Annotated in this window: 17 protein-coding genes; 14 read left to right on the top strand and 3 right to left on the bottom strand. The window is 67.1% G+C overall.

The genetic code is table 11. The features are described 5' to 3' along the window. The first annotated feature begins 23 nt into the window (after window positions 1-23). The 4 genes from ASE63_RS18225 to poxB all read left to right on the top strand — a co-directional run bounded on the left by ASE63_RS18225 (window position 24) and on the right by poxB (window position 5,738). The gene (locus ASE63_RS18225) at window positions 24-1,370 is read left to right on the top strand and encodes an MmgE/PrpD family protein (RefSeq protein ID WP_056804399.1); all 1,347 of its coding nucleotides are present in this window, start codon (window positions 24-26) and stop codon (window positions 1,368-1,370) included. 495 nt (window positions 1,371-1,865) lie between these two features. Beyond that, window positions 1,866-3,029: a patatin-like phospholipase family protein gene (locus ASE63_RS18230; protein ID WP_056804402.1), complete on the top strand. Its 1,164-nt coding sequence runs from the start codon at window positions 1,866-1,868 to the stop codon at window positions 3,027-3,029. Window positions 3,030-3,090: 61 nt separating this feature from the next. Next, window positions 3,091-3,861, top strand: a complete 771-nt coding sequence (locus tag ASE63_RS18235) for an acetoacetate decarboxylase (RefSeq protein WP_056804404.1) — start codon at window positions 3,091-3,093, stop codon at window positions 3,859-3,861. A 143-nt stretch (window positions 3,862-4,004) separates the two neighbouring features. Further along, window positions 4,005-5,738: a ubiquinone-dependent pyruvate dehydrogenase gene (gene poxB, locus ASE63_RS18240; RefSeq protein WP_056804407.1), complete on the top strand. Its 1,734-nt coding sequence runs from the start codon at window positions 4,005-4,007 to the stop codon at window positions 5,736-5,738. A gap of 54 nt (window positions 5,739-5,792) precedes the next feature. On the opposite strand, the gene ASE63_RS18245 is transcribed toward poxB, so the two are convergent. Together ASE63_RS18245 and ASE63_RS18250 are read right to left on the bottom strand one after the other, a co-directional pair. Beyond that, on the bottom strand, window positions 5,793-6,290 hold the full coding sequence (locus ASE63_RS18245) for a nicotinamide-nucleotide amidohydrolase family protein (protein WP_056804410.1): 498 nt from the start codon (window positions 6,288-6,290) through the stop codon (window positions 5,793-5,795). Window positions 6,291-6,295: 5 nt separating this feature from the next. Further along, on the bottom strand, window positions 6,296-7,498 hold the full coding sequence (locus ASE63_RS18250; RefSeq protein WP_244491443.1) for a bifunctional 2-C-methyl-D-erythritol 4-phosphate cytidylyltransferase/2-C-methyl-D-erythritol 2,4-cyclodiphosphate synthase: 1,203 nt from the start codon (window positions 7,496-7,498) through the stop codon (window positions 6,296-6,298). A gap of 146 nt (window positions 7,499-7,644) precedes the next feature. Here ASE63_RS18250 and dusB point away from each other — a divergent pair, with 146 nt between their 5' ends. From dusB to ASE63_RS18290, 8 genes are all read left to right on the top strand, one after another. After that, a complete protein-coding gene (dusB, locus tag ASE63_RS18255) occupies window positions 7,645-8,667 on the top strand; it encodes a tRNA dihydrouridine synthase DusB (protein WP_056804416.1) in 1,023 nt (340 codons plus the stop codon). A gap of 46 nt (window positions 8,668-8,713) precedes the next feature. After that, on the top strand, window positions 8,714-9,826 hold the full coding sequence (locus ASE63_RS18260) for an ATP-binding protein (protein WP_056804419.1): 1,113 nt from the start codon (window positions 8,714-8,716) through the stop codon (window positions 9,824-9,826). Between the two features lie 20 nt (window positions 9,827-9,846). Beyond that, a complete protein-coding gene (gene ntrC, locus ASE63_RS18265) occupies window positions 9,847-11,295 on the top strand; it encodes a nitrogen regulation protein NR(I) (RefSeq protein WP_056804422.1) in 1,449 nt (482 codons plus the stop codon). 125 nt (window positions 11,296-11,420) lie between these two features. Then, window positions 11,421-13,724 (top strand): PAS domain-containing sensor histidine kinase, encoded by a 2,304-nt coding sequence (locus ASE63_RS18270; protein ID WP_244491444.1) that lies wholly within the window; start codon window positions 11,421-11,423, stop codon window positions 13,722-13,724. Further along, a complete protein-coding gene (locus tag ASE63_RS18275) occupies window positions 13,721-15,088 on the top strand; it encodes a sigma-54 dependent transcriptional regulator (protein ID WP_056804426.1) in 1,368 nt (455 codons plus the stop codon). Before ASE63_RS18270 ends, ASE63_RS18275 begins: the two co-directional genes overlap by 4 nt. A 328-nt stretch (window positions 15,089-15,416) precedes the next feature. Further along, window positions 15,417-15,665 carry an RNA chaperone Hfq gene (gene hfq, locus ASE63_RS18280; RefSeq protein ID WP_054207979.1) on the top strand — a complete coding sequence of 83 codons (249 nt, stop codon included), beginning with the start codon at window positions 15,417-15,419 and terminating at the stop codon, window positions 15,663-15,665. A 5-nt stretch (window positions 15,666-15,670) separates the two neighbouring features. After that, window positions 15,671-17,053 carry a GTPase HflX gene (hflX, locus tag ASE63_RS18285; RefSeq protein ID WP_056804429.1) on the top strand — a complete coding sequence of 461 codons (1,383 nt, stop codon included), beginning with the start codon at window positions 15,671-15,673 and terminating at the stop codon, window positions 17,051-17,053. A gap of 118 nt (window positions 17,054-17,171) precedes the next feature. Next, entirely contained in the window at window positions 17,172-17,681 is a 510-nt protein-coding gene (locus ASE63_RS18290; protein WP_056804433.1) for a hypothetical protein, read from the top strand. Here the strand turns inward: ASE63_RS18290 and ASE63_RS18295 are convergent. After that, window positions 17,651-18,382 (bottom strand): response regulator, encoded by a 732-nt coding sequence (locus tag ASE63_RS18295; protein WP_056804436.1) that lies wholly within the window; start codon window positions 18,380-18,382, stop codon window positions 17,651-17,653. The two genes, ASE63_RS18290 and ASE63_RS18295, sit on opposite strands and share 31 nt — an antisense overlap. A gap of 152 nt (window positions 18,383-18,534) precedes the next feature. Between ASE63_RS18295 and ASE63_RS18300 the strand changes: the two genes are divergently transcribed. Next, window positions 18,535-19,272, top strand: coding sequence for a helix-turn-helix domain-containing protein (locus tag ASE63_RS18300; protein ID WP_056804598.1), 738 nt, complete (start codon window positions 18,535-18,537; stop codon window positions 19,270-19,272). A 32-nt stretch (window positions 19,273-19,304) separates the two neighbouring features. Continuing rightward, window positions 19,305-21,227, top strand: a complete 1,923-nt coding sequence (locus ASE63_RS18305) for a PAS domain-containing sensor histidine kinase (RefSeq protein WP_056804439.1) — start codon at window positions 19,305-19,307, stop codon at window positions 21,225-21,227. Window positions 21,228-21,317 lie beyond the last annotated feature (90 nt).

Consider the following 21,317-nt stretch of genomic DNA (forward strand, 5'->3'; position numbering starts at 1 on the left):
CGGCGCGTAACGGAGCCTGCAGGATGTCATCCGGGAACGACAGCATCGCAGACGCGCTGGTCGATTTCGCACTGGCGCTGACGCCGGAGGCGATCCCGCAGCCGGTGATCGAACGCGCCAGGCTGCTCATTCTCGACGGCGCCGGCGTCGCGCTGGCGGCGGTGGCGCGCGGGATGGACCGCCCCTACGCCGCGGCGATCCGGGCCGGCGCGGCGAGCGGAACGCATCGCGTCATCGGCCGATCCGACCTCTGGTCGATGCGTGATGCCGCCTTCCTCAACGGCGTGCTGATCCATGCGATCGAATTCGACGACACCCATATGGAAGCGGTGCTGCATCCCACCGCCACGGCCCTGCCGGCGGCGTTGGCGGTGGCGGAGCATGTCGGCGCCTCGGACGACGAATTGCTCGCCGCCTATATTGCCGGCGTCGAGGTTTCGGCCCGGCTCGGAGCGCTCGCGCCCGGACGGTTCCAGGCCAGCGGCTTCCATCCCACTGGCGTGATCGGCTGCTTTGCCGCCGCCATCGCCGCCGGGCGCCTGCTCGGCCTCGACAGGGCGCGGCTGCTCTCCGCTATCGGGATCGCGCTGTCGACGGCGTCGGGGTCTATGCAGTTCCTTCAGGGCGGCGGCATCGGCAAGAGCCTGCACGCCGGCTGGGCAGCCCAGAGCGGGCTGACCGCCGCGTTGCTCGCAGCAGAAGGTCTCGCGGGAGCCCGGCTACCGCTGACGGGGCGCCACGGGCTGTTCGAGAGTTTTGCGCGCGGCTTGCCCGATGCCGACAGGGTCGACGCGAAGCTCCGCAATCTCGGCCGGGATTGGGAGACGCTGGTCGTCGCGGTGAAGCCGTACCCGGCCGCCTTCTACAGCCATGGCTGCATCGAGGCCGCGATCCATCTCGCCGCGTCGCATGAGTTGAGCCCGTCGGACATCGCATCGGTCGAGGTCCTCGTGCCGCCGCCCGTCCTGCCCAAGCTGGCGGAGCCGTTTGCGGCGAAAGCCGCCCCGGCCAGCGTCAGCGAGGCGCAGTTCGCCCTGCCTTTCCTCGTCGCGCGCGCGCTTGTCGCGCGCCGCTTTGGCCTGGGGCAGCTCGATCCGGAGACGTTGGCGGATCCGGCCACCCTCGACCTCGCGCGACGCGTCGTCTGCCGCGGCGATGCCGGCATGGACTTTCCGCGTGTCTATTCCGGCGAGGTCAGCGTCACCTGCCATGACGGCCGGCGCCTTGGCCATCGCGTCGAGGTCAATCTCGGGGCGATCGAGCGCCCGGTCGATCCGCGCTTCATCCTGGCGAAGTTCCGCGACAATCTCGGCGCGAGCGATCCGGATCGGCTCGGTCGCGCCCGCAGCCTGCTTGGCTCGTTGCTCTGACGAGCCAGGGCGCACCCGCGCCAGAGGGATAACCCGCTCTCGCGGTACGATTTTCCTCGGAAACGCAGCGACATTCGGCTTGCCGCAGGATCCCTCGGAGGGCTCCGGAACTCTACGATGAATGGTGACGCGCCATAGATTTTAATGAGCTGGGCGTGGCCGATGCGGCGTTGAAGGCCCGCAGGCCCTAGATCATCGGACCGAAGATCGTATTCGGCCCGATGATCCAGGGCTTTGATCTCGCATCGGCTTTTTCCGAAAACCGCACGCCACTTTTCGGGCCGATGCCCTGATGTCTTGATCGCGCGTATCCGGTCAAGGCGCGCTCGATCTTGCTCCGCCGCCAGCCGCCGCGGCATGATCCCTGTCATGAGCGATGTCTTTTTGGCGGTCGATGGCCTTAGCTGTCTTTGACGGGGGTGGCGGACGGTTACAGGCCTGAGAGTTCCGCCACAGGGTAGCCTATCATCTCCTCTCACCGACAGGGTGTTTCCCATGACCAACCGTCCGCCATTCGAACGGATCGCGCTGTTGCTGCAGGGCGGGGGAGCACTCGGATCGTATCAGGCCGGGGTCTATCAGGCGCTGGCAGAGGCCGGCCTGCATCCCGACTGGGTGGCGGGCATTTCGATCGGCGCGATCAACTCCGCCCTGATCGCCGGCAATCCGCCCGAGAAGCGGGTGGAAGCGCTGCGGACCTTCTGGGAAGCGGTGACCGCGCCACCTCCGGGGCTCCCCGCCATGATCTCGTCGATGATCGGCGCAGTTCCCGTGAGCAACGATCTCGCCCATGGCTGGCTCAACCAGACGCAGGCCTTCGCCACGCTGATGGGCGGCGCGCCCGACTTCTTCAGCCCGCGCCTCGTTCCGCCCTTCCTGTCGCTGCCGGGCACCCCATCCGCCGAAAGCTTCTACGATGTCCGCCCCCTCAGGGCGACGCTCGAACGGCTGGTCGACTTCGATCGCATCAACGCCGGCCCAATGCGCTTCAGCGTCGGGGCCGTGAATGTGAGGACCGGAAATTTCGCCTATTTCGACACGACGACGCACATCATCGCTCCGGAGCATGTGATGGCCAGCGGCGCCCTGCCGCCGGGCTTCCCGGCGGTCGAAATCGATGGCGAGCACTACTGGGATGGCGGGCTGGTTTCGAACACCCCTCTGCAATGGGTGCTGGAAAGCCGACCCCGTCAGGACACGCTGGCTTTCCAGGTCGATCTCTGGAGTGCGAAGGGCGCATTTCCCCACGATCTGGCGGGCCAGGATTCGCGCCTGAAAGACATTCGCTTCTCGAGTCGGACCCGCGCAGCGACCGACCAGTTCCGGAAGAGCCAGAGCCTTAGGCGGGCGCTGGGCCATCTCATCAAACATGTCCCGAAATCGGCGCTCGTCGCCGCCGATCCCGATATTCTCGGCCTGATCGCCGAGGCCGACGAGAAGATCTACAACATCGTCCATCTGATCTACCGCTCGAAGAGCTATGAAGGCGCCTCCAAGGATTACGAGTTCTCACGCGCGACCATGGAGGAGCACTGGGCATCGGGCTACGCGGATGCCTCCCTGACCCTGAGCCATCCCGAGGTGCTGCAGCCGGCGGATGCTCCCGATGGCGTCGCCACGTTCGACCTGGCGGAACTGGTGCAGCGGAGCCGCCCGTAGCGGCCGGTCGCCCTCTCTCGACATACTCCCGACAGCTGCCGAACAACGAGGACACAGGCTCATGAAGATCGCCGATGTGCGGGCCAATGCTTTCGCGATGCCGTTGAACAATCCCGCCTATCCGAGGCCGCCCTACAAGTTCTACAACCGCGAATTCGTCGTCATCAATTACCGGACCGACCCTGAGCGGTTGCGGGCGCTGGTTCCGGAGCCACTGGAGGTCATCGGCGATACGGTGGCCTATGAATTCATCCGCATGCCGGATTCCACCGGATTCGGCGACTACACCGAGACCGGGCAGGTCATCCCGGTGCGCTTCACCACCACTTCGGGCGAGGTGCAGGAGGGTGGCTACGTGCACGCCATGTATCTCGACGACAATTCACCCATTGCCGGTGGGCGCGAGATCTGGGGCTTTCCGAAGAAGCTGGCGACGCCGAAGTTGACGCATGAGCAGGAGACCCTCGTCGGCACCCTGCATTACGGCTCCGTCCTCTGCGTCACCGCCACCATGGGCTACAAGCATCGTGAGCTCGATCTGGCGCCGCTGGCCAAAGCGATGGCCAAGCCTGCCTTCATGATCAAGATCATCCCGCATGTCGACGGCTCGCCGCGCATCTGCGAGTTGGTGCGTTATTACATGCAGGACATGACCCTGAAGGGCGCCTGGTCCGGCCCGGCTGCCCTGCAGCTCTTCGAGCACGCGATGTGCGACGTGGCGCGGCTGCCGGTCCGCGAGGTCGTTTCGGCCAGCCACTATGTCGCCGACCTGACGCTGGGTCTCGGCGAGGTGGTCTTCGACTATCTGGCGGCCGGTGAAGATGCTGATTGAAGGCCTTGCCGAACGCGCTTGTCCGCTTCGGGTATTACCATGATGCTGCAGCCTGCCGGGCTTGAAGGCGGCATCATGGATACGTCATCGTCATCATCCGCCGCCGGAAGAATTCGCGTCAGTCCCCTTGTAGCGAGGCCGCCATGTCCAGAAACGTCGCCGAACTCATTGTCGAGACCCTCGGGCACGCCGGCGTGGAACGCATCTACGGCGTGGTCGGCGACAGCCTTAACGGCCTGACCGAGGCGTTGCGGAAAACGGGCACGATCCGTTGGGTGCATGTCAGGCACGAGGAGGTGGCGGCCTTCGCCGCCGCCGGCGAGGCGCAGATCACCGGCAAGCTCGCCGTCTGCGCCGGATCCTGCGGGCCGGGCAATCTCCACCTGATCAACGGCCTCTACGATGCCCAGCGCAGCCGCACGCCGGTGCTTGCCATTGCCGCTCAGATTCCCTCGGCGGAGATCGGTGGCGGCTATTTCCAGGAGACACACCCGCAGAACCTCTTTCAGGAATGCAGCGTCTATTGCGAGCTCGTCTCCGACCCGCAGCAGATGCCCTACGTCCTGGAGAATGCGATCCGGGCGGCCGTCGGCCAGCGCGGCGTCGCGGTCATCGTCGTTCCCGGCAATGTCGGCCTCAGCCCGGCCCCGCAGCGCGAGGTCTCACCCTTGAAGGGGCTGCTTCCGCCTGTGCCTGTGGTGACGCCGGCAGAGACCGAACTCGGCGCACTGTCGGAATTTCTCAACGAGGCCCAGCGTGTCACCTTGTTCTGCGGACGCGGCTGCGCGGGGGCGCATGGGCAACTCATGGCATTGGCGGAGGCGCTCAAGAGCCCGATCGTCCATGCCCTCGGCGGCAAGGAATACGTCGAGTACGACAATCCCTACGATGTCGGCATGACAGGATTCATCGGCTTTGCCTCTGGCTACGAGGCCATGCATGCCTGCGACACGCTGCTGATGCTCGGGACGGATTTCCCCTACAAGCAATTCCTGCCGACGGGCATCCGCATTGCTCAGGTCGATATCCGGCCAGCCAATCTTGGCCGGCGATGCAAGCTCGATCTGGGCATCGTGGGCGACGTGCGAGCCACGATCGACGCGCTGCTGCCACGCCTGGCGGTGAAGTCGGACAGGTCGCATCTCGATGACTGCCTCGAACGGCATGTGCAATCGCGGCAGGGGCTCGACGCGCTCGCCAAGGGCACGCCGGGCCGCAAGCCGATCCATCCGCAATACCTCGCCAAGCTGGTCAGCGATCTCGCGACCGAGGATGCAGCGTTCACCTTCGATGTCGGCACGCCGACGATCTGGGCTGCGCGCTATCTGGCGATGAATGGCAGGCGTCGCCTCGTCGGCTCGCTCGTCCACGGCTCGATGGCCAATGCGCTGCCGCAGGCGATCGGCATCCAGGCCGCGCAGCCCGGACGGCAGGTCGTTTCGCTCTCCGGCGATGGCGGCTTCACCATGCTGATGGGTGACCTGATCACGCTGACGCAGGAGAAGCTGCCGGTGAAAACCGTGATCTTCAACAATGGCGTTCTCGGTTTCGTCGCTCTGGAAATGAAGGCTGCCGGCTTCGTCGAGCTGGGCACGAACCTTCAGAACCCCGATTTCGCCGCGATGGCCAGTGCCATGGGCATTTTGGGGGTGCGGGTCGAGGACCCGGGCGATCTTCCGGACGCGATCCGGCGGGTGCTTGCGCATGACGGGCCTGCCGTCCTCGACGTCGTCACCGCGACGCAGGAACTGTCGATGCCGCCGACGATCGAACTCGAACAGGCCAAAGGCTTCGGGCTCTGGATGCTGCGCGCGGTCATGACCGGACGCGGCGACGAGGTCGTCGATCTCGCGCGCACCAATCTGCTGCCGCGCTGAGCAGCATGCATCGGCTTTTCCGGAAAACCGCGCGTCGCCTTTCGGGCCGACGCCTTAAACCGGCGCCAGCGCGGCGTGCCGTAGCAGGTCGAGCGCTTCCAGAACGCTGAGGCGGCGAATCTCGTCGCGACCCGGGTCGCCGAAGCGCTTCTCGCGATGCAGCGTGCCGGAAGGCCCGGCGCAGGCGAAATGGACGAGCCCGACCGGCTTGGCCTCGCTGCCGCCGCCCGGCCCGGCCACCCCGGTGATCGACACCGCCAGATCGGCGCCGAGCTTTTGGCGCCCGCCCTCGGCCATGGCGCGGGCCACGGGTTCGCTGACGGCGCCATGGGCGTCGAGCAAGGCCTTCGGCACGCCGGCCAGCGCGGTCTTGGCCTCGTTGGAATAGGTGACGAGGCCGCCGAGCACCACGCTGGACGATCCCGCAATCGCCGTCAGCGCGCCGCTGACGAGGCCGCCGGTGCAGGATTCGACGGTCGCGACCGTCAGGCCGCGCTCGCCGCCGATTGTCAGCACGTCTACGGCGGCCGCGCGGATTTCGGCATCGAACATGGCAGCTACTCCTGTTCCGGCAGCCGGATCGTCGCGGTGGCGAGTGCCGCCAGCCCCTCTTTACGTCCGGTGAAGCCCATCCGTTCCGAGGTGGTGGCCTTGATCGCAACCTGGCCCACCCGAACTCCGGCTGCGCCCGCGATCACCTGGCGGATGGCCTCGCGATGCGGCCCGATCTTGGGGGCCTCGCAGACGATGGTCAGGTCGAGGAAATCGATGCGCCCACCGCGCTCGCGGACGCGGCTCGCGGCGAAGCTCAGGAAGCGGTCGGAGGAGGCGCCCTTCCATTGCGGGTCGCTCGGCGGGAAATGCGTGCCGATGTCGCCTTCGGCCAGCGCGCCGAGCAGAGCGTCGGTGAGGGCATGCAGCGCCACGTCTCCGTCCGAATGCGCCAGGACGCCCCGTTCATGCGCGATCCTGACGCCGCCGAGCCAGACATGATCGCCCCCCGTGAAAGCGTGGACGTCGTAGCCGGTGCCGACGCGCACCGTGAGCGGCGCCGTGGCGGCGCCTGTACGGGCGAAGTCCTCGGGATAGGTGAGCTTCAAATTGGCCGGCTCCCCGGGAAATGTCATGACGGGATGCCCGGCCCATTCCATCAGCGCGGCATCGTCGGTGAAGCCGGCCTGACCGGCTGCGAGGGCAGCGCGATGCGCGGCGAGCAGGGCGCCGAAGCGGAAGGTCTGCGGCGTCTGCACGCTGACGAGGCGGTCCCGCGGCGGCGTCTCGGCGATGGTGCCCGTGGCATCGATGCGCTTGATCGTGTCGGTCACCGGCAGCACTGGGATCGCCGCGATGCTCTCGGGGCCGACTGCGCCGGCTGCCGCCTCGATGAGGGCCGTGCTCGCGAAGGGGCGGGCCGCGTCGTGCACCAGCACGACGCCGTCGAAGCCGGAGGCCGCGAGCGCCTCGAGGCCGAGCCTGACGGAGTCCTGCCGCGTCTGCCCTCCCGGCGTCGGCGGGTGGAGACGGGCGTCGCGGAGGGTCGCGGTCGCGTCGGCGTAACGGGCCTCGTCGCCCGCGCCGATGACCACCATCACATGCGAAACCGCCGGCAGCGCCAGGAAAGTCCAGAGCGCGCGGGCCAGCACCGGCTGCCCGTCCAGAAGGCGATACTGCTTAGGCGCATCGCTTCCGGCGCGCAGGCCTCGGCCGGCGGCAACGAGGAGCGCGGCTACGGGCAAGGGAGCGTCTGGGAGAGCGGGCACGGCAAGGGTTCCTGGAGCAGGCCCCGGTGATAGTCGCCGGCGCCCGGATCGCCAAGCCCGAGCCGCTGCTGGGTGCGACGATGTTGCGCTGCAATATTGCTGCAATGCACTTGCGTTCGACCCGTCATGTCCAATAAATATGCATAATGGAGACTGCTGCAAATTCAGGCACCGACCTGGCCGTTTCGGTTCTGCCGGGGCTGATTTCGCGTGCCGTGCTGGCGCCGATGTCGGGCGTCACCGACATCGTCATGCGTCGCATTGCGGCACGCCATGGCGCCGGCCTCGTCGTGTCCGAGATGGTGGCGTCGGACGAATTCGTGCGCGGCAGCGAGGAGGCACGTATCCGGGCGGAAGGTGCCGGGATCTCGCCGCATGTCGTGCAGCTTGCCGGCTGCGACCCGCATTGGCTGGGGGAAGCGTCGCGGCTCGCGGAGGCGAACGGCGCTGCCATCATCGACATCAACATGGGCTGCCCGGCCAAGAAGGTGACCGGCGGCTGGGCTGGCTCGGCGTTGATGCGCGATCTCGACCATGCCCTCGCGCTGGTCGAGGCGGCGGTCGCGGCCGTGAAGGTGCCGGTAACGGTGAAGATGCGGCTCGGTTGGGACGACGCCTCGCGCAACGCGCCGGAGCTTGCGCGACGCGCGGTCGCCTCCGGAGCGCAGTTGATTACGGTGCATGGGCGCACCCGCCAGCAATTCTACAAGGGCAGTGCCGACTGGTCGGCGATCCGCGCGGTGCGCGAGGCCGGCAACTTCCCGCTCGTCGCCAATGGCGACATCCACGACATCGACGATGCCCGGGATTGCCTGTCGCGGTCCGGCGCCGGCTTCGTCATGGTCGGCCGGGCGGCACTGGGGCGGCCCTGGCTGGTCGGTGCGATCGGCGCCGCGCTCGACGGTCGGCCCGTCCCGACGCTCACGTTGGCGCAGAAGCTCGCGATCGCGCAGGAGCATTACGAGGGCTTGCTGAGCCTGATGGGCCAGGCCCATGGCGTGCGCCATGCGCGCAAGCATCTGGCCGCCTATGCCGACGACGCGGCCGAGAGCGGTGCCGATCCCGACGCCGAGCTGCGCCGGACCCTGCTGACCTCCGACCAGCCGCGGCAGGTGCTCGAAGCCCTGGCCGGCCTCTTCTCCACAGAACGCAGCCGCGCCGCGGCCTGAACCGAAGGTCAAGCCTATGACGATGGCGTTCGCCGATAGTGGCGCGATGGGCGGGAACGAGTTCCTGCTCGATCCGATCGAGATGCAGGCGCTGAACGTCCTGCCGATGCCGGTCGTGGTCGTCGGCGAGGGGCACAGCATCCTTTACGCCAACACCGCGGCGGAAGGCTTCTTCCAGGCGAGTGCAGTCGTGCTCAAGCGCCAGCGCATCGACGACCTGATCGCCTTCGGCTCGCCGGTGCTCGCCCTCGTCGAGGAGGTGCAGCGCCGCGGCGCGAGCGTCAGCGAGTACCGCCTCGACCTCGGCTCGCCCCGGCTGGGCGCCGACCGCGTGGTGGATGTTTTTGCATCACCTTTGCCCGGACAGGGCGAAACGGTAGTGCTTATGCTGCAAGAACGGACAATTGCCGAAAAAATGGACAGACAGCTGACCCATAGAGGGGCAGCGCGGTCGATCACGGCACTCGGTGCGATGCTCGCCCATGAGATCAAGAACCCGCTTTCCGGCATCCGCGGCGCGGCCCAGCTCCTGGAAGCGACTGTGCCGGACGAAGAGCGGGTCCTCACCCAGCTGATCTGCGACGAGACGGACCGGATCGTGAAGCTCGTCGAGCGGGTCGAGCTGTTCGGCGACGAGCGACCGACCGAGCGCGACGCGGTGAACGTCCATGACGTGCTCGACCATGTGAAGCGGCTGGCGCAATCCGGCTTCGCGCGCCATATCCGCTTCGCCGAGGTCTACGATCCCTCGCTGCCGCCGGTCTCCGGCAATCGTGATCAGCTCGTCCAGGTCCTGCTCAATCTGGTCAAGAACGCCGCCGAGGCGATCGGCCCTGATGCGATCGACGGCGAGATCACCCTGACCACCGCCTATCGGTCGGGCATCCGCATGCAGCTCGCCGGGTCCTCAGACAGGATCGCGCTGCCGCTCGAGATCGGCATCCGTGACAACGGGCCGGGCGTGTCGGCGGACCTGCTGCCGCACCTCTTCGATCCCTTCGTCACTACCAAGGCTCAGGGCAGTGGCCTTGGACTTGCACTCGTCGCCAAGGTGATCGGCGATCACGGCGGAATCGTCGAATGCGAATCCGTCCCTCGCCGCACCACGTTCAGAATTCTGCTGCCGCTGCACCAGCTCCGGGCACGGCAGGCAGTTTGAGGCGCACAGGACCACACTGAATGCCGACCGGAAACATTCTCGTCGCGGATGACGACGCCGCGATCCGCACCGTCCTCAACCAGGCCCTCGCCAGGGCCGGCTACGAGGTGCGCGCCACGGGCCAGGCGGCGACGCTCTGGACCTGGGCCGCGCAAGGGCTGGGCGATCTGATCATCACCGACGTGGTGATGCCCGACGGCAATGCCTTCGACCTGCTGCCGCGGATCAAGCGGGTCCGGCCCGAGCTGCCGATCATCGTGATGAGCGCGCAGAACACCTTCATGACCGCGATCAAGGCCTCGGAGCGCGGCGCCTACGAGTATCTGCCGAAGCCCTTCGACCTGAAGGAGCTCGTCGCGATCGTCGGCCGCGCGCTGTCGCGACCGCGCGGCGACGGCGTCCGCTCCCACCCGGCCGAGCCCGACGACATCCCGCTGGTCGGCCGTTCGCCGGCGATGCAGGACGTCTACCGCGCGCTGGCGCGGCTGATGCCGATCGACCTGACCGTGATGATCAACGGCGAGTCCGGCACCGGCAAGGAGTTGGTCGCCCGCGCCCTGCACGACTACGGCAAGCGCAAGAACGGCCCCTTCGTCGCGATCAATATGGCGGCGATCCCGAAGGACCTGATCGAATCCGAGCTGTTCGGCCATGAGAAGGGCGCCTTCACCGGTGCGCTGACCCGTTCGTCCGGCCGCTTCGAGCAGGCGGAGGGCGGCACACTCTTCCTCGACGAGATCGGCGACATGCCGATGGAGGCGCAGACCCGGCTTCTGCGCGTGCTCCAGCAGGGCGAATACACCACTGTCGGCGGCCGCACGCCGATCAAGACCAACGTCCGGATCGTCGCCGCGACCAACAAGGACCTGCGCATCTCGATTGCGCAGGGGCTCTTTCGCGAGGACCTGTTCTTCCGCCTGAACGTCGTGCCGATCCGGCTGCCGCCGTTGCGCGAGCGCGTCGAGGACATTCCGGACCTGGCGCGGCATTTCTTCGCGCTCGTCGAGAAGGAAGGCTTGCCGCGCAAGCAGATCGATTCGGAAGCGATGGACGTGATGCGGCGCTATCGCTGGCCGGGCAATGTCCGCGAGCTGGAGAACCTCGTGCGGCGCCTCGCTGCGCTCTATCCGCAGGATACGATCACGGCGCCGATCGTCGAGGCCGAACTGCAACCCGCCAACGCGACAATGAGCTTTACCGCCAGCGCGGCTCCGGAGCGGGCCGAGACCCTTTCCGGCTCGGTCGAGCGCCATCTCAGCCAGTATTTCAATGGGTTCGGCGACAATATCCCGCCGCCCGGTCTCTATCACCGCATCCTGCGGGAGGTCGAGCCGCCCTTGATCGCGGCGGCGCTGGCGGCGACGCGCGGCAACCAGATCCGCGCGGCCGAGCTGCTGGGGCTCAACCGCAACACCCTGCGCAAGAAAATCCGCGAGCTCGATATGCAGGTGGTTCGTTCACCGCGCTGATTTCCGGGGAAGGCGCCTGCCTTTCCCATGTCATATTTTGACAACACCGTTGCGCCGGCGCATCAGTGGTGCGTCGCGGATCGTTCTCGCCTTCGAGTCCGGCCGCACGGGAGTTGTTTAGAATCGTGTCTGCTTCTGCCAGCGACCCCAGGATCGTGCCGCGCGCCGATGACACGCCGCGCCGGGTCTCGGGCTGGCTCGGGGCGACCGTCGTCGTCTTCGCGCTGGTCTCGGCGCTCGTCACCTTTCTGGTGCTTTCGGGCGTCACGCCGGTCGTTCCGATCCACGAGGTCGTGGTCGGCGTCTTCGTCCTCAACGCGCTGCTGATTCTGCTGCTGCTGGTCGTCGTCGCTTTCGAGGCGGCCGTGCTGATCCGCGCGCGGCGCGCCGGAGCTGCGGCGGCGGGCCTGCATGTGCGCATCGTCGGTCTGTTCAGCATCATCGCGGCGCTGCCGGCGGTACTCGTGGCCGTGATTGCGACCGTCACCATCGAGCGCGGCCTGGAGCCCTGGTTCTCCGACAGGATGCGCGACGCGATCTTCCGCTCCGTCAATGTAGCCGACGCCTATGCGGCCTCGCAATGCCAGCAACTCGGCCGCGAGATCCGCCTGCTCGCCGACGACCTGACGCGGGCCAAGGCCGCCTATGACGTCGACCGGAAATGGTTCGATAGCTTCCTGACAGCGCGCGCGACCGCGTTGGGCGTGCCGGTCGTGGCACTCGTGCAGCCGCCCGACAAGGTGCTGGCGCGGGCGAATATCGACGTCCTGAAGGACGCCCCCAAGCCCGATTCTGCCGCCTTCGAGGATGCCCAGTCGGCGCCGGAGCCGATCTGCGTCATTCCCGCCAAGGGCCGTATCTTCGGCGCGCTGATGAAGCTGCCGACCTATGACAACACCTTCCTGCACATTGCCCGTGAGGTCGATCCGATGGCGGTCGAGTTCCCCACGGTGGCGCGGGCCGCGGCGGCCGAGTATCTGTCCATCGACGCGCGCCGCAAGGGCGTGCAGGTCGCCTTCGCCTCGATGTACGCGCTCATCTCGCTGATCCTGCTGCTCTCGGCGAGCTGGCTCGGCCTGAGCTTCGCAAATGGGCTCGTAGCGCCGATCCGGCGCCTGATCCACGCCACGGACCAGGTTTCGAGCGGCAATTTCTACGTGCAGGTGCCGATCCGCCGATCCGAGGGCGACCTCGCCCATCTCGGCGAGACCTTCAACAAGATGACGGCCGAGCTGCGCCGCCAGCGCGACGGCCTGGTCACCGCAAGCGAGGTGATCGACCGCAGGCGGCGCTTCACCGAAGCAGTCCTCTCGGGCGTTTCCTCGGGCGTCCTCAGCCTGGACGGCGACGGCCACATCACTATCGTCAACCGTTCGGCCGAAAGCCTCCTCGGCAGTGGCGGGCGCCTGCTGGGCGAGCCGATCGCGTTGGTGGCGCCGGAGATCGCGGCCTTCGTCGCTGATGCTCTGCACGGGCGGCAGCGCCAGAGTTCCGGGCAGATCGCCATCACCCGCGGTGGGCGCGACCGGATGGTCAATGTTCGGGCGGTGCGCGAAGGCGAGGGCGCCGGAGCCGGCCTCGTGATCACGCTCGACGACATCACCGACCTCGTTTCCGCCCAGCGCACCGCGGCCTGGGCCGATGTGGCGCGCCGCATCGCCCACGAGATCAAGAACCCGCTGACCCCGATCCAGCTCTCGGCCGAACGCATCCGGCGCAAGTTCGGGCGCGTCATCGTCGACGACAAGGAGGTCTTCGACCAGTGCACGGCGACGATCGTGCGCCAGGTCGAGGACATCCGGCGCATGGTCGACGAGTTCTCCTCCTTCGCCCGGATGCCGAAACCCTCGCTGACGCGCGACGACATCGCAGAGACGGTGCGCCAGATCGTCTTCCTGATGCGGGTCGGGAATCCGGAGCTGACGATCGCGGAGGAGCTTCCGGAGGGGCCGGTGATCGCCCGGTTCGACCGACGGCTGATCTCCCAGGCGCTGACCAACATCATCAAGAACGCCACCGAGGCGATCGAGGCCGTGCCGATGGACGAGCGCGGGCCGGGCCGCATCGACGTCTCCTTCGAGCGGCGCGAGGATGGCCGGATCGTCATCGAGGTGATCGACAATGGCAAGGGGCTGCCGGCGGACCAGCGCCAGAAGCTGCTGGAGCCCTACATGACCACCCGCGAGGGCGGCACGGGGCTGGGTCTCGCCATCGTCGGCAAGATCCTGGAAGACCATGGCGGTGGCATCGACCTGCTCGATCGGGCTGATGCAGGCGAAGGCAGCCGCGGTGCGCGCATCAGGCTCTGGTTTCCGGAGACTGGGCCTTCAAACGAAGAGAACCCCGAGAGCAACCGCAGCGACAAAGCATTCGGGCGAGGGTCGGACGCTGTGGCGGGACGGGAAACGAAAGATGGGATACGCGTATGAGCGCTGACATTCTGGTCGTGGACGACGAGGCCGACATCCGCGAACTGGTGGCCGGCTTGCTCGAGGACGAAGGCTACCGCACCCGCAAGGCGAGCTCCGCCGACGAGGCTCTGGCCGCCATCGCGGCGCGGCGCCCGAACCTGGTCTTCCTCGACATCTGGCTGCAGGGCAGCCGCCTCGATGGGTTGCAGGTGCTCGAACTGGTCAAGCAGAGCCATCCCGACCTCGCGGTCGTGATGATCTCGGGCCACGGCAACATCGAAACCGCCGTCTCGGCGATCAAGAGCGGCGCCTACGACTTCATCGAGAAGCCATTCAAGGCCGACCGGCTGGTGCTCGTCGCCGAACGCGCGCTGGAAGCCTCGCGGCTGCGGCGCGAGGTGCGCGAGCTCAAGAAGGGTTTCGTCCAGGCGAGCCGCATCGTCGGCCGGTCGACCGTCGTCAACCAGCTGCGCCAGACGATCGAGCGCATCGCGCCCACCAACGCCCGCGTGCTGATCACCGGCGAGCCGGGCTGCGGCAAGGAACTGGCGGCGCGCACGCTGCACGAGGCCTCGACGCGCTCCTCCGGGCCGTTCGTGGTGATCAACGCCGCGACGATCACCCCCGACACGATGGAGGAGGAACTCTTCGGGATCGAGGCGAGCGAGGGCCGCTCGCGCCGCGTCGGCGCGCTCGAGGAGGCGCATGGCGGCTCGCTCTATATCGACGAGATCGGCGACATGCCGCGGGAAACCCAGAACCGCATCCTGCGCGTGCTGGTCGACCAGAATTTCCAGCGTGTCGGCGGCGCTACCCGCGTCCATGTCGATGTCCGCATCGTCTCCTCGACCAGCCGGGACCTTGCCCAGCTGATCAGCGACGGACATTTCCGCGAGGACCTCTATCACAGGCTCTCGGTGGTGCCGGTGAAGGTGCCGGCCCTCTCCGAGCGCCGCGAGGACGTGCCGGAGCTGATCGAGTTCTTCATGGAACAGATCTCTGTTGCGTCGGGGCTGCCGAAACGTCGGATCGGCTCCGATGCGATGGCGGTGCTGCAGTCGCATGAATGGCCGGGCAACGTCCGGGAGCTGCGCAACAACGTCGAGAGGCTGATGATCCTGACGAAGGGGGACCCGACCGCCGACATCACCGTCGACATGCTTCCGGCCGAGGTCGGCGCCATGGTGCCGACCACGCCGTCCGGTACGGGCGGCGAGCGGCTGATGAGCCTGCCGCTGCGCGACGCGCGCGAAATCTTTGAGCGTGAGTACCTGATCGCCCAGATCGCGCGCTTCTCGGGCAATATCTCCCGCACTGCCGAATTCATCGGCATGGAGCGCTCGGCGCTGCACCGCAAACTGAAGTCGCTCGGGGTCGGCTGAGGCCTGGATCACGTCGCATTCGGACAGAACCGTCCGAATGCGGAAAACGTGATCGATTCTGGAAATTTTAGAGCATTCTTTCCGCGAAAAACCGGTTCCACTTTTTCGCGCAATGCTCTGAGTCAGTCACGATATGCATGCTCGCCTGCGCGCAGCGCAGGCAGATCGTCCGCCGCTGGACCAATGTTGCACTTGCGTTGTAAGCGGACTCGGCCATCTAATGACAAGTCGGTGTCCCGAAGGGGCAGGCATCCGCCTGCGCCGCGAACGGGACGAAATGGATCGCGGGCCTGAACCCGATCAGCGATCCCAACAACAGGGGCTACCCATGGCCGCAGAGCGGGCACAAAATCTACAGGACACGTTCCTCAACTATGTACGCAAGCAGAAGATTCCGCTGACGATCTTCCTCGTCAACGGCGTGAAGCTGCAGGGCGTCGTCACCTGGTTCGACAATTTCTGCGTGCTGCTGCGGCGCGATGGGCATTCCCAGCTCGTCTACAAGCACGCCATCTCGACCATCATGCCCGGCCATCCGGTGCAGCTGTTCGAGCCCGAGGAACAGGACAAGGCCTGACATCGATGGGCGCCCGCAGCGATGCGGATGAGGCGCGGGCGGCGACCAAGCCGCTCGACGCCATCGAGCGCGAGATCGCGGCCAACACCCGCGCCTTCGTCGTCGGTCCTTATCTGCAGCGACGCGGGGCGGCGGACGCCAACCAGCGCTCCTTCGCCGCGCGGCTCGACGAGGCCGTCGGCCTCGCCGCCGCGATCGACCTTACCGTCGTCGAGCCGATCCAGGTGATGCTGACGGCGCTGCGGCCCGCGACCTATCTCGGCACGGGCAAGGTCGAGGAGATCGCCGAGCGCATCAAGCTCGAGGAGATCGGCCTCGTCGTGATGGACTGCGCGCTCTCGCCGGTGCAGCAGCGCAATCTCGAGAAGGCCTTCGGCTGCAAGGTCATCGACCGGACCGGCCTGATTCTCGAAATCTTCGGCCGCCGCGCCCGTACCAAGGAAGGTGCGCTGCAGGTCGAGCTCGCGCATCTGAACTACCAGAAGAGCCGGCTGGTCCGGTCCTGGACCCATCTCGAGCGCCAGCGCGGCGGTTTCGGCTTCCTCGGTGGCCCGGGCGAAACCCAGATCGAAGCCGATCGGCGCATCATCCAGGAGCGCATGACCAAGATCGAGCGCGACCTGGAAAGCGTGAAGCGCACCCGCTCGCTGCATCGCGCCAGCCGCAAACGCGTGCCTTATCCGGTGGTTGCGCTGGTCGGTTACACCAATGCCGGAAAGTCCACGCTGTTCAACCGCCTGACCTCGGCCGAGGTTCTGGCGCAGGATATGCTCTTCGCCACGCTCGACCCGACGGCAAGGGCGATCAAGCTGCCGCATGGCGCGCGGATCATGCTGTCCGACACGGTCGGCTTCATTTCCGACCTGCCGACCCAGCTCGTCGCAGCCTTCCGCGCCACACTGGAGGATGCGATCGAGGCCGATGTGCTGCTCCATGTCCGCGACGTCGCGCATGAGGACACCCAGGCCCAGGCCGCCGACGTGCAGGCGATCCTGCGCGATCTCGGCATCGACCCGGATGACGGGCAGCGCGTCATCGAGGTCTGGAACAAGTCGGATTTGCTTGATGCTGCCGAACGCGAGCGCCAGCTCGGCCTCGCCGGGCTCAAGCCGGATGCCTCGCGGCCGGTTCTCGTCTCGGCGCTCACCGGCGACGGGGTGGGACGGCTGACCGACTCGATCGAAGCGCGCATCGCGCTTCGCCGGCCGGTCTACCGAGTGCTGCTGGCGCCCGGCGACGGAAAATCGCTCGCCTGGCTGCATGCCAACGGCGAAATCCTCCATCGCGAGGACGCCGAGGATGGCGAGCTTTCCCTGGAGGTGCGCCTGCCGCCGGAGCGTGAAGGCGCCTTCGCCGCTCGTTTCCCGCAGGCGCAGCGCCTGAACTGAGCCTGCGGCCCGCGGCGGCTTGCCGCACGAATGTTTCGCCGCTTGATCTCGCGCAAGGCCAGATCGGTTGCCGGCTCTATCCTCCGCCCGTCATGGCAGGGCAGGGAGGGGCCTCGCAATGCAACGCGCCTATACAATCTCGCGCATCACGCCGGTTCAGGTCGATCCCGCCTATCTGCTCGCGGGCTCGTTCCTGCCTGTCCTGGAGATCGACCGCTGGCGCCGCCATTGCGGCGCGTTGCTGGACGGCGCCACCGCCGGCAATCGCCGCGACGTCGTCGTCGCGGTGAATTCGCGCGGCTATCTGCAGGGCCTGAGCGTGCATGCGGTCGCCAACCATGCGGTCCATGGCTGCATCCTCGACGCGCCGATCTTCGCGGTGGCGAGCGCAGCCGACGAGATCGGCGTCGCGGGCGCCCTGTTCCGCCAGCTTTGCATGACGGCGGGGCGCCAGGACTGTGCCGCCATCCGCATCCGGACCGGCGCTGCCGAGCCCTGGCACCGCAAACTCGTGAACTGTCCGATGGCCGAGTGCCGGTATCGCGTGCCGGTGATCCTCGACGCCACGCCCTTTCCCGATCTTGCCTGGCTGGAGCCTCAGGACGATGGCCTGCCCGTGAAGACATAGCCGACGCCGCGGACCGACTTGATCAGTGCAGGCTGCTTCGGGTCCTGCTCCACCTTCTTGCGCAGCCGGGCGATCTGCGCGTCGATCGTGCGATCAAAAGCCTCCAGGCTGCGGCCATGCGTCAGGTCCATCAGGGTCTCGCGGGAGAACACCCGGCCGGGGTGGCGGGCGAGCGTCGCCAGCATGTCGAATTCGCCGGTGGTGAGGACGATCTCGGCGCCCTCGGCCGTGACGAGTTGGCGCCGGCCGAGATCCAGCTGCCAGCCCTCGAACCGGATGAGCTCCTGCGCCTGCTTCTGCGGCACCGACGGTGCAGGTTGGCGACGTCGCAGGACGGTCCGCAGCCGCGCCAGCACCTCGCGGAGATGAAAGGGTTTTGCAATGTAATCGTCCGCACCAACCTCGAGGCCGACGACGCGGTCGACGACGTCGTTGCGGCCGGTCAGCATGATGATCGGGATGTCCGAGCGTGCCCTGACCTCGCGCGCCAGCATCAGTCCGTCCTCGCCGCCGGGCAGGACGAGGTCGAGCAGGATGATGTCGATCTCGTGCTTCTGCAGGCCATCGCGCATCGCCTCGCCATTAGCGGCGGCGGTGACGCGATAGCCTTCGTCCTCGAAGTAGCGGATCAGCATCTGGCGGATACGGACGTCGTCGTCCACGACGAGAATATGCTCTTTGCGGGCTGGCAGCTCAGTCATGTCCGGATGCGCCGTCTCCCGCCGCGGTCTTCGTTACAAACCGTCACAATATCGCACGGAGCGTTACCGTCGCGCCGTTCGCCTGTTACCGGATTCAGTTCAATTGCCTGCGTCGATCATACAGGAAGACGCAGATGTTCTCGCAAGCCACCATGTCACAGCCCCGGGACGCTGTCAGGCATTTCCCGGCGATCCCGGCACAGGCGCCGAGCCTGCGCAGCCTCTTCGGCGGGCAGCCGGTGGAGACTTTCGAGAGCGGAAGCGCGGTGTTCTGGGAAGGCGACGATGCGCGCCACGTCTTCGAGGTCGTCGAGGGCGTCCTACGCGTGTTCAGGATCATGAGCGACGGCCGCCGCGTCATCACCGGCTTCATCTATCCGGGCGATCTGCTCGGCGTCTCCCTGAAGGACCATTACCTCTACACCGCCGAGGCGGTGACCCGGACGAAGATTCGCCGCTATGAGCGCGGCCGCTTCCAGGACGAGATCAACCGCTCGCCGGAGCTGCGGCCGCAGCTCTTCGCCCGCCTCTGCGACGAGATGGCCGCAGCGCAGGACCAGATGATCCTGCTCGCCCGCAAGAGCGCCGAGGAGCGGGTCGCCAGCTTCCTGCTCGTGATCGCCCGCCGGCTCGGCGCCGTGCAGGCGCAGGCCGTAATCGAAATTCCGATGACCCGGCTCGACATGGCGGATTATCTCGGCCTGACCATCGAGACCGTGTCCCGGACCATGACGCGGCTCACCACCTGTGGCGTGATCGCGCCGAGCAGCCGCCACGCCATCGTCATCCGCAAGCTCGGCAAGCTCGTCATGCTTGCGGGCGAGGCCGATGACGACGATAACCGCGCGACCGGCATGGGGTCGGTGCAGCAGGCCGTCTGGCCCAACTGAGCGGCATGGTAAGCGTCGGAGTGGTGCAGGCCATGCGGTCGACCGTCACCAGTGACTTCAGCCTCGACGAGATCACGCGGGTCCTCGACAGCGCCAACATCATCGTCCACGGCTTCGACGGCATCGTCACGCGCTGGACCAGCGGCTGCGAGGCGCTCTACGGCTGGACGCGCGAGGAGGCCGTCGGCCGTGTCGTGCACGATCTGCTCGAGACGTCGTTCCCCCAGCCGCTGCGGGATATCATCGCCTATCTGCACGAGCACGACATCTGGAAGGGGCAGATCGCCCATCGCCACAAGGACGGCCACGCCATCTTCGTCGCCAGCCGCTGGGTTCTGGCTCGCTCGGAGGACGCCTCGGGCTTCGTGATCGTCGAGACCAATATCGACGTCAGCGACCTGCGCGCCGTGCAGGCCGACCTCGTGGCCAGGGAAGCGCATCTGCGCTCGATTCTCGACACCGTGCCCGAGGCGATGGTGGTGATCGACGATGCGGGGCTGATTTCCTCCTTCAGCGCCGCAGCCGAGCGGCTGTTCGGCTATGGCGCGCGCGAGGTCATCGGCCGCAATGTCAGCGCCCTGATGCCGCAGCCGGATCGCGACGCCCATGACGGCTATATCCACCGCTACCTGACCACCGGCGAGCGCCGGATCATCGGCTATGGCCGCGTCGTCACCGGCCAGAAGAAGGACGGCAGCCTGTTCCCGATGGAACTCGCGATCGGCGAGGCGCAGGCCGCGGGGCGCCGCATCTTCACCGGCTTCATTCGCGACCTCACGAGCCGCCACCGGATCGAGGAGGAACTGCGCCAGGCCCACAAGATGGAGGCGGTCGGCCAGCTCACCGGCGGCATCGCCCATGATTTCAACAATCTGCTGACCGTGATCAGCGGCAATCTCGAGATGATCGAGCGGCGGATCACGGACGACAAGCTGCGCGTCCTGCTCGGCGAGGCGCAGGGAGCGGCCGATGACGGCGCCAAGCTGACCGGTCAGCTGCTCGCCTTCGGACGCCGCCAGCCCCTGAACCCCAAGCTCGTCGATGTCGGCCAGCTCGTCTCGAACTTCTCCGACCTGCTGCGCCGGGCGCTTGGGGAGGCGGTCGAGCTGCGCACCATCGTCTCCGGCTCGCCGGGCCCGGCGCTGGTCGATGCTTCTCAGCTCCAGAATGCGCTGCTCAATCTCGCGCTCAATGCCCGCGACGCGATGCCTCGCGGCGGGCGGCTGACGGTCGAGATCGCGCCGGCCAAGCTCGATGCCGACTATGCCAGCATGTATCCCGAGGTGCGCACCGGCAGCTTCGTGTTGATCTCCGTCACGGACACGGGTGCCGGTATGTCCGCCGAGGTCAAGCAGCGCGCCTTCGAGCCGTTCTTCACCACCAAGGGCGTCGGCGCCGGCACGGGCCTTGGGCTCAGCATGGTCTACGGCTTCACCAAGCAGTCGGGCGGCCATGTCCAACTCTATAGCGAGGTGGGGCAGGGCACGAGCGTGCGCCTCTATCTGCCGGTGGCGAGGGCGCTGCCGTCCCAGGTCGCCGGGGAGGGCTCCGCGCAGCCCGCCGCCGAGGCCAGCTTGCCCGTCGGCTCCGAGACGATCCTCGTCGTCGAGGACGATGCCCGCGTGCGCCGCGTCGCGGTCGCCCGGCTAGAGGACACCGGTTATCGCGTGCTGCAGGCGGAGAACGCGGCTCAGGCTCTCCGGTTGCTCGAGGTGCATCCGGAGGTCGCACTGCTCTTCACCGACATCGTCATGCCGGGCGGCATGTCGGGTGACGAACTGGCGCGCGAGGCGCGGCTGATGCGGCCCGGCGTCAAGGTCGTCTTCACCTCGGGCTTCGCCGAGCCGAGCGTCGCTGTCCGCGAACTCGCAGCGCATGCGAACTGGCTGAAGAAGCCCTACACCGCGATGGAACTCGCGGTGCGGATCCGCGAACTGCTCGACGCGCAAGGCTGAGCCGGCTGATTCCGGACGGAAGGACTGCGCGGCTCCGTCAAACCCTCAGCCGCCAAGGAGTCCGTTTCGCGGACATGACCGCCATGTCCT

It is taken from the genome of Allobosea sp. Root381, assembly GCF_001429395.1.
Classification (GTDB): Bacteria; Pseudomonadota; Alphaproteobacteria; order Rhizobiales; family Beijerinckiaceae; genus Allobosea.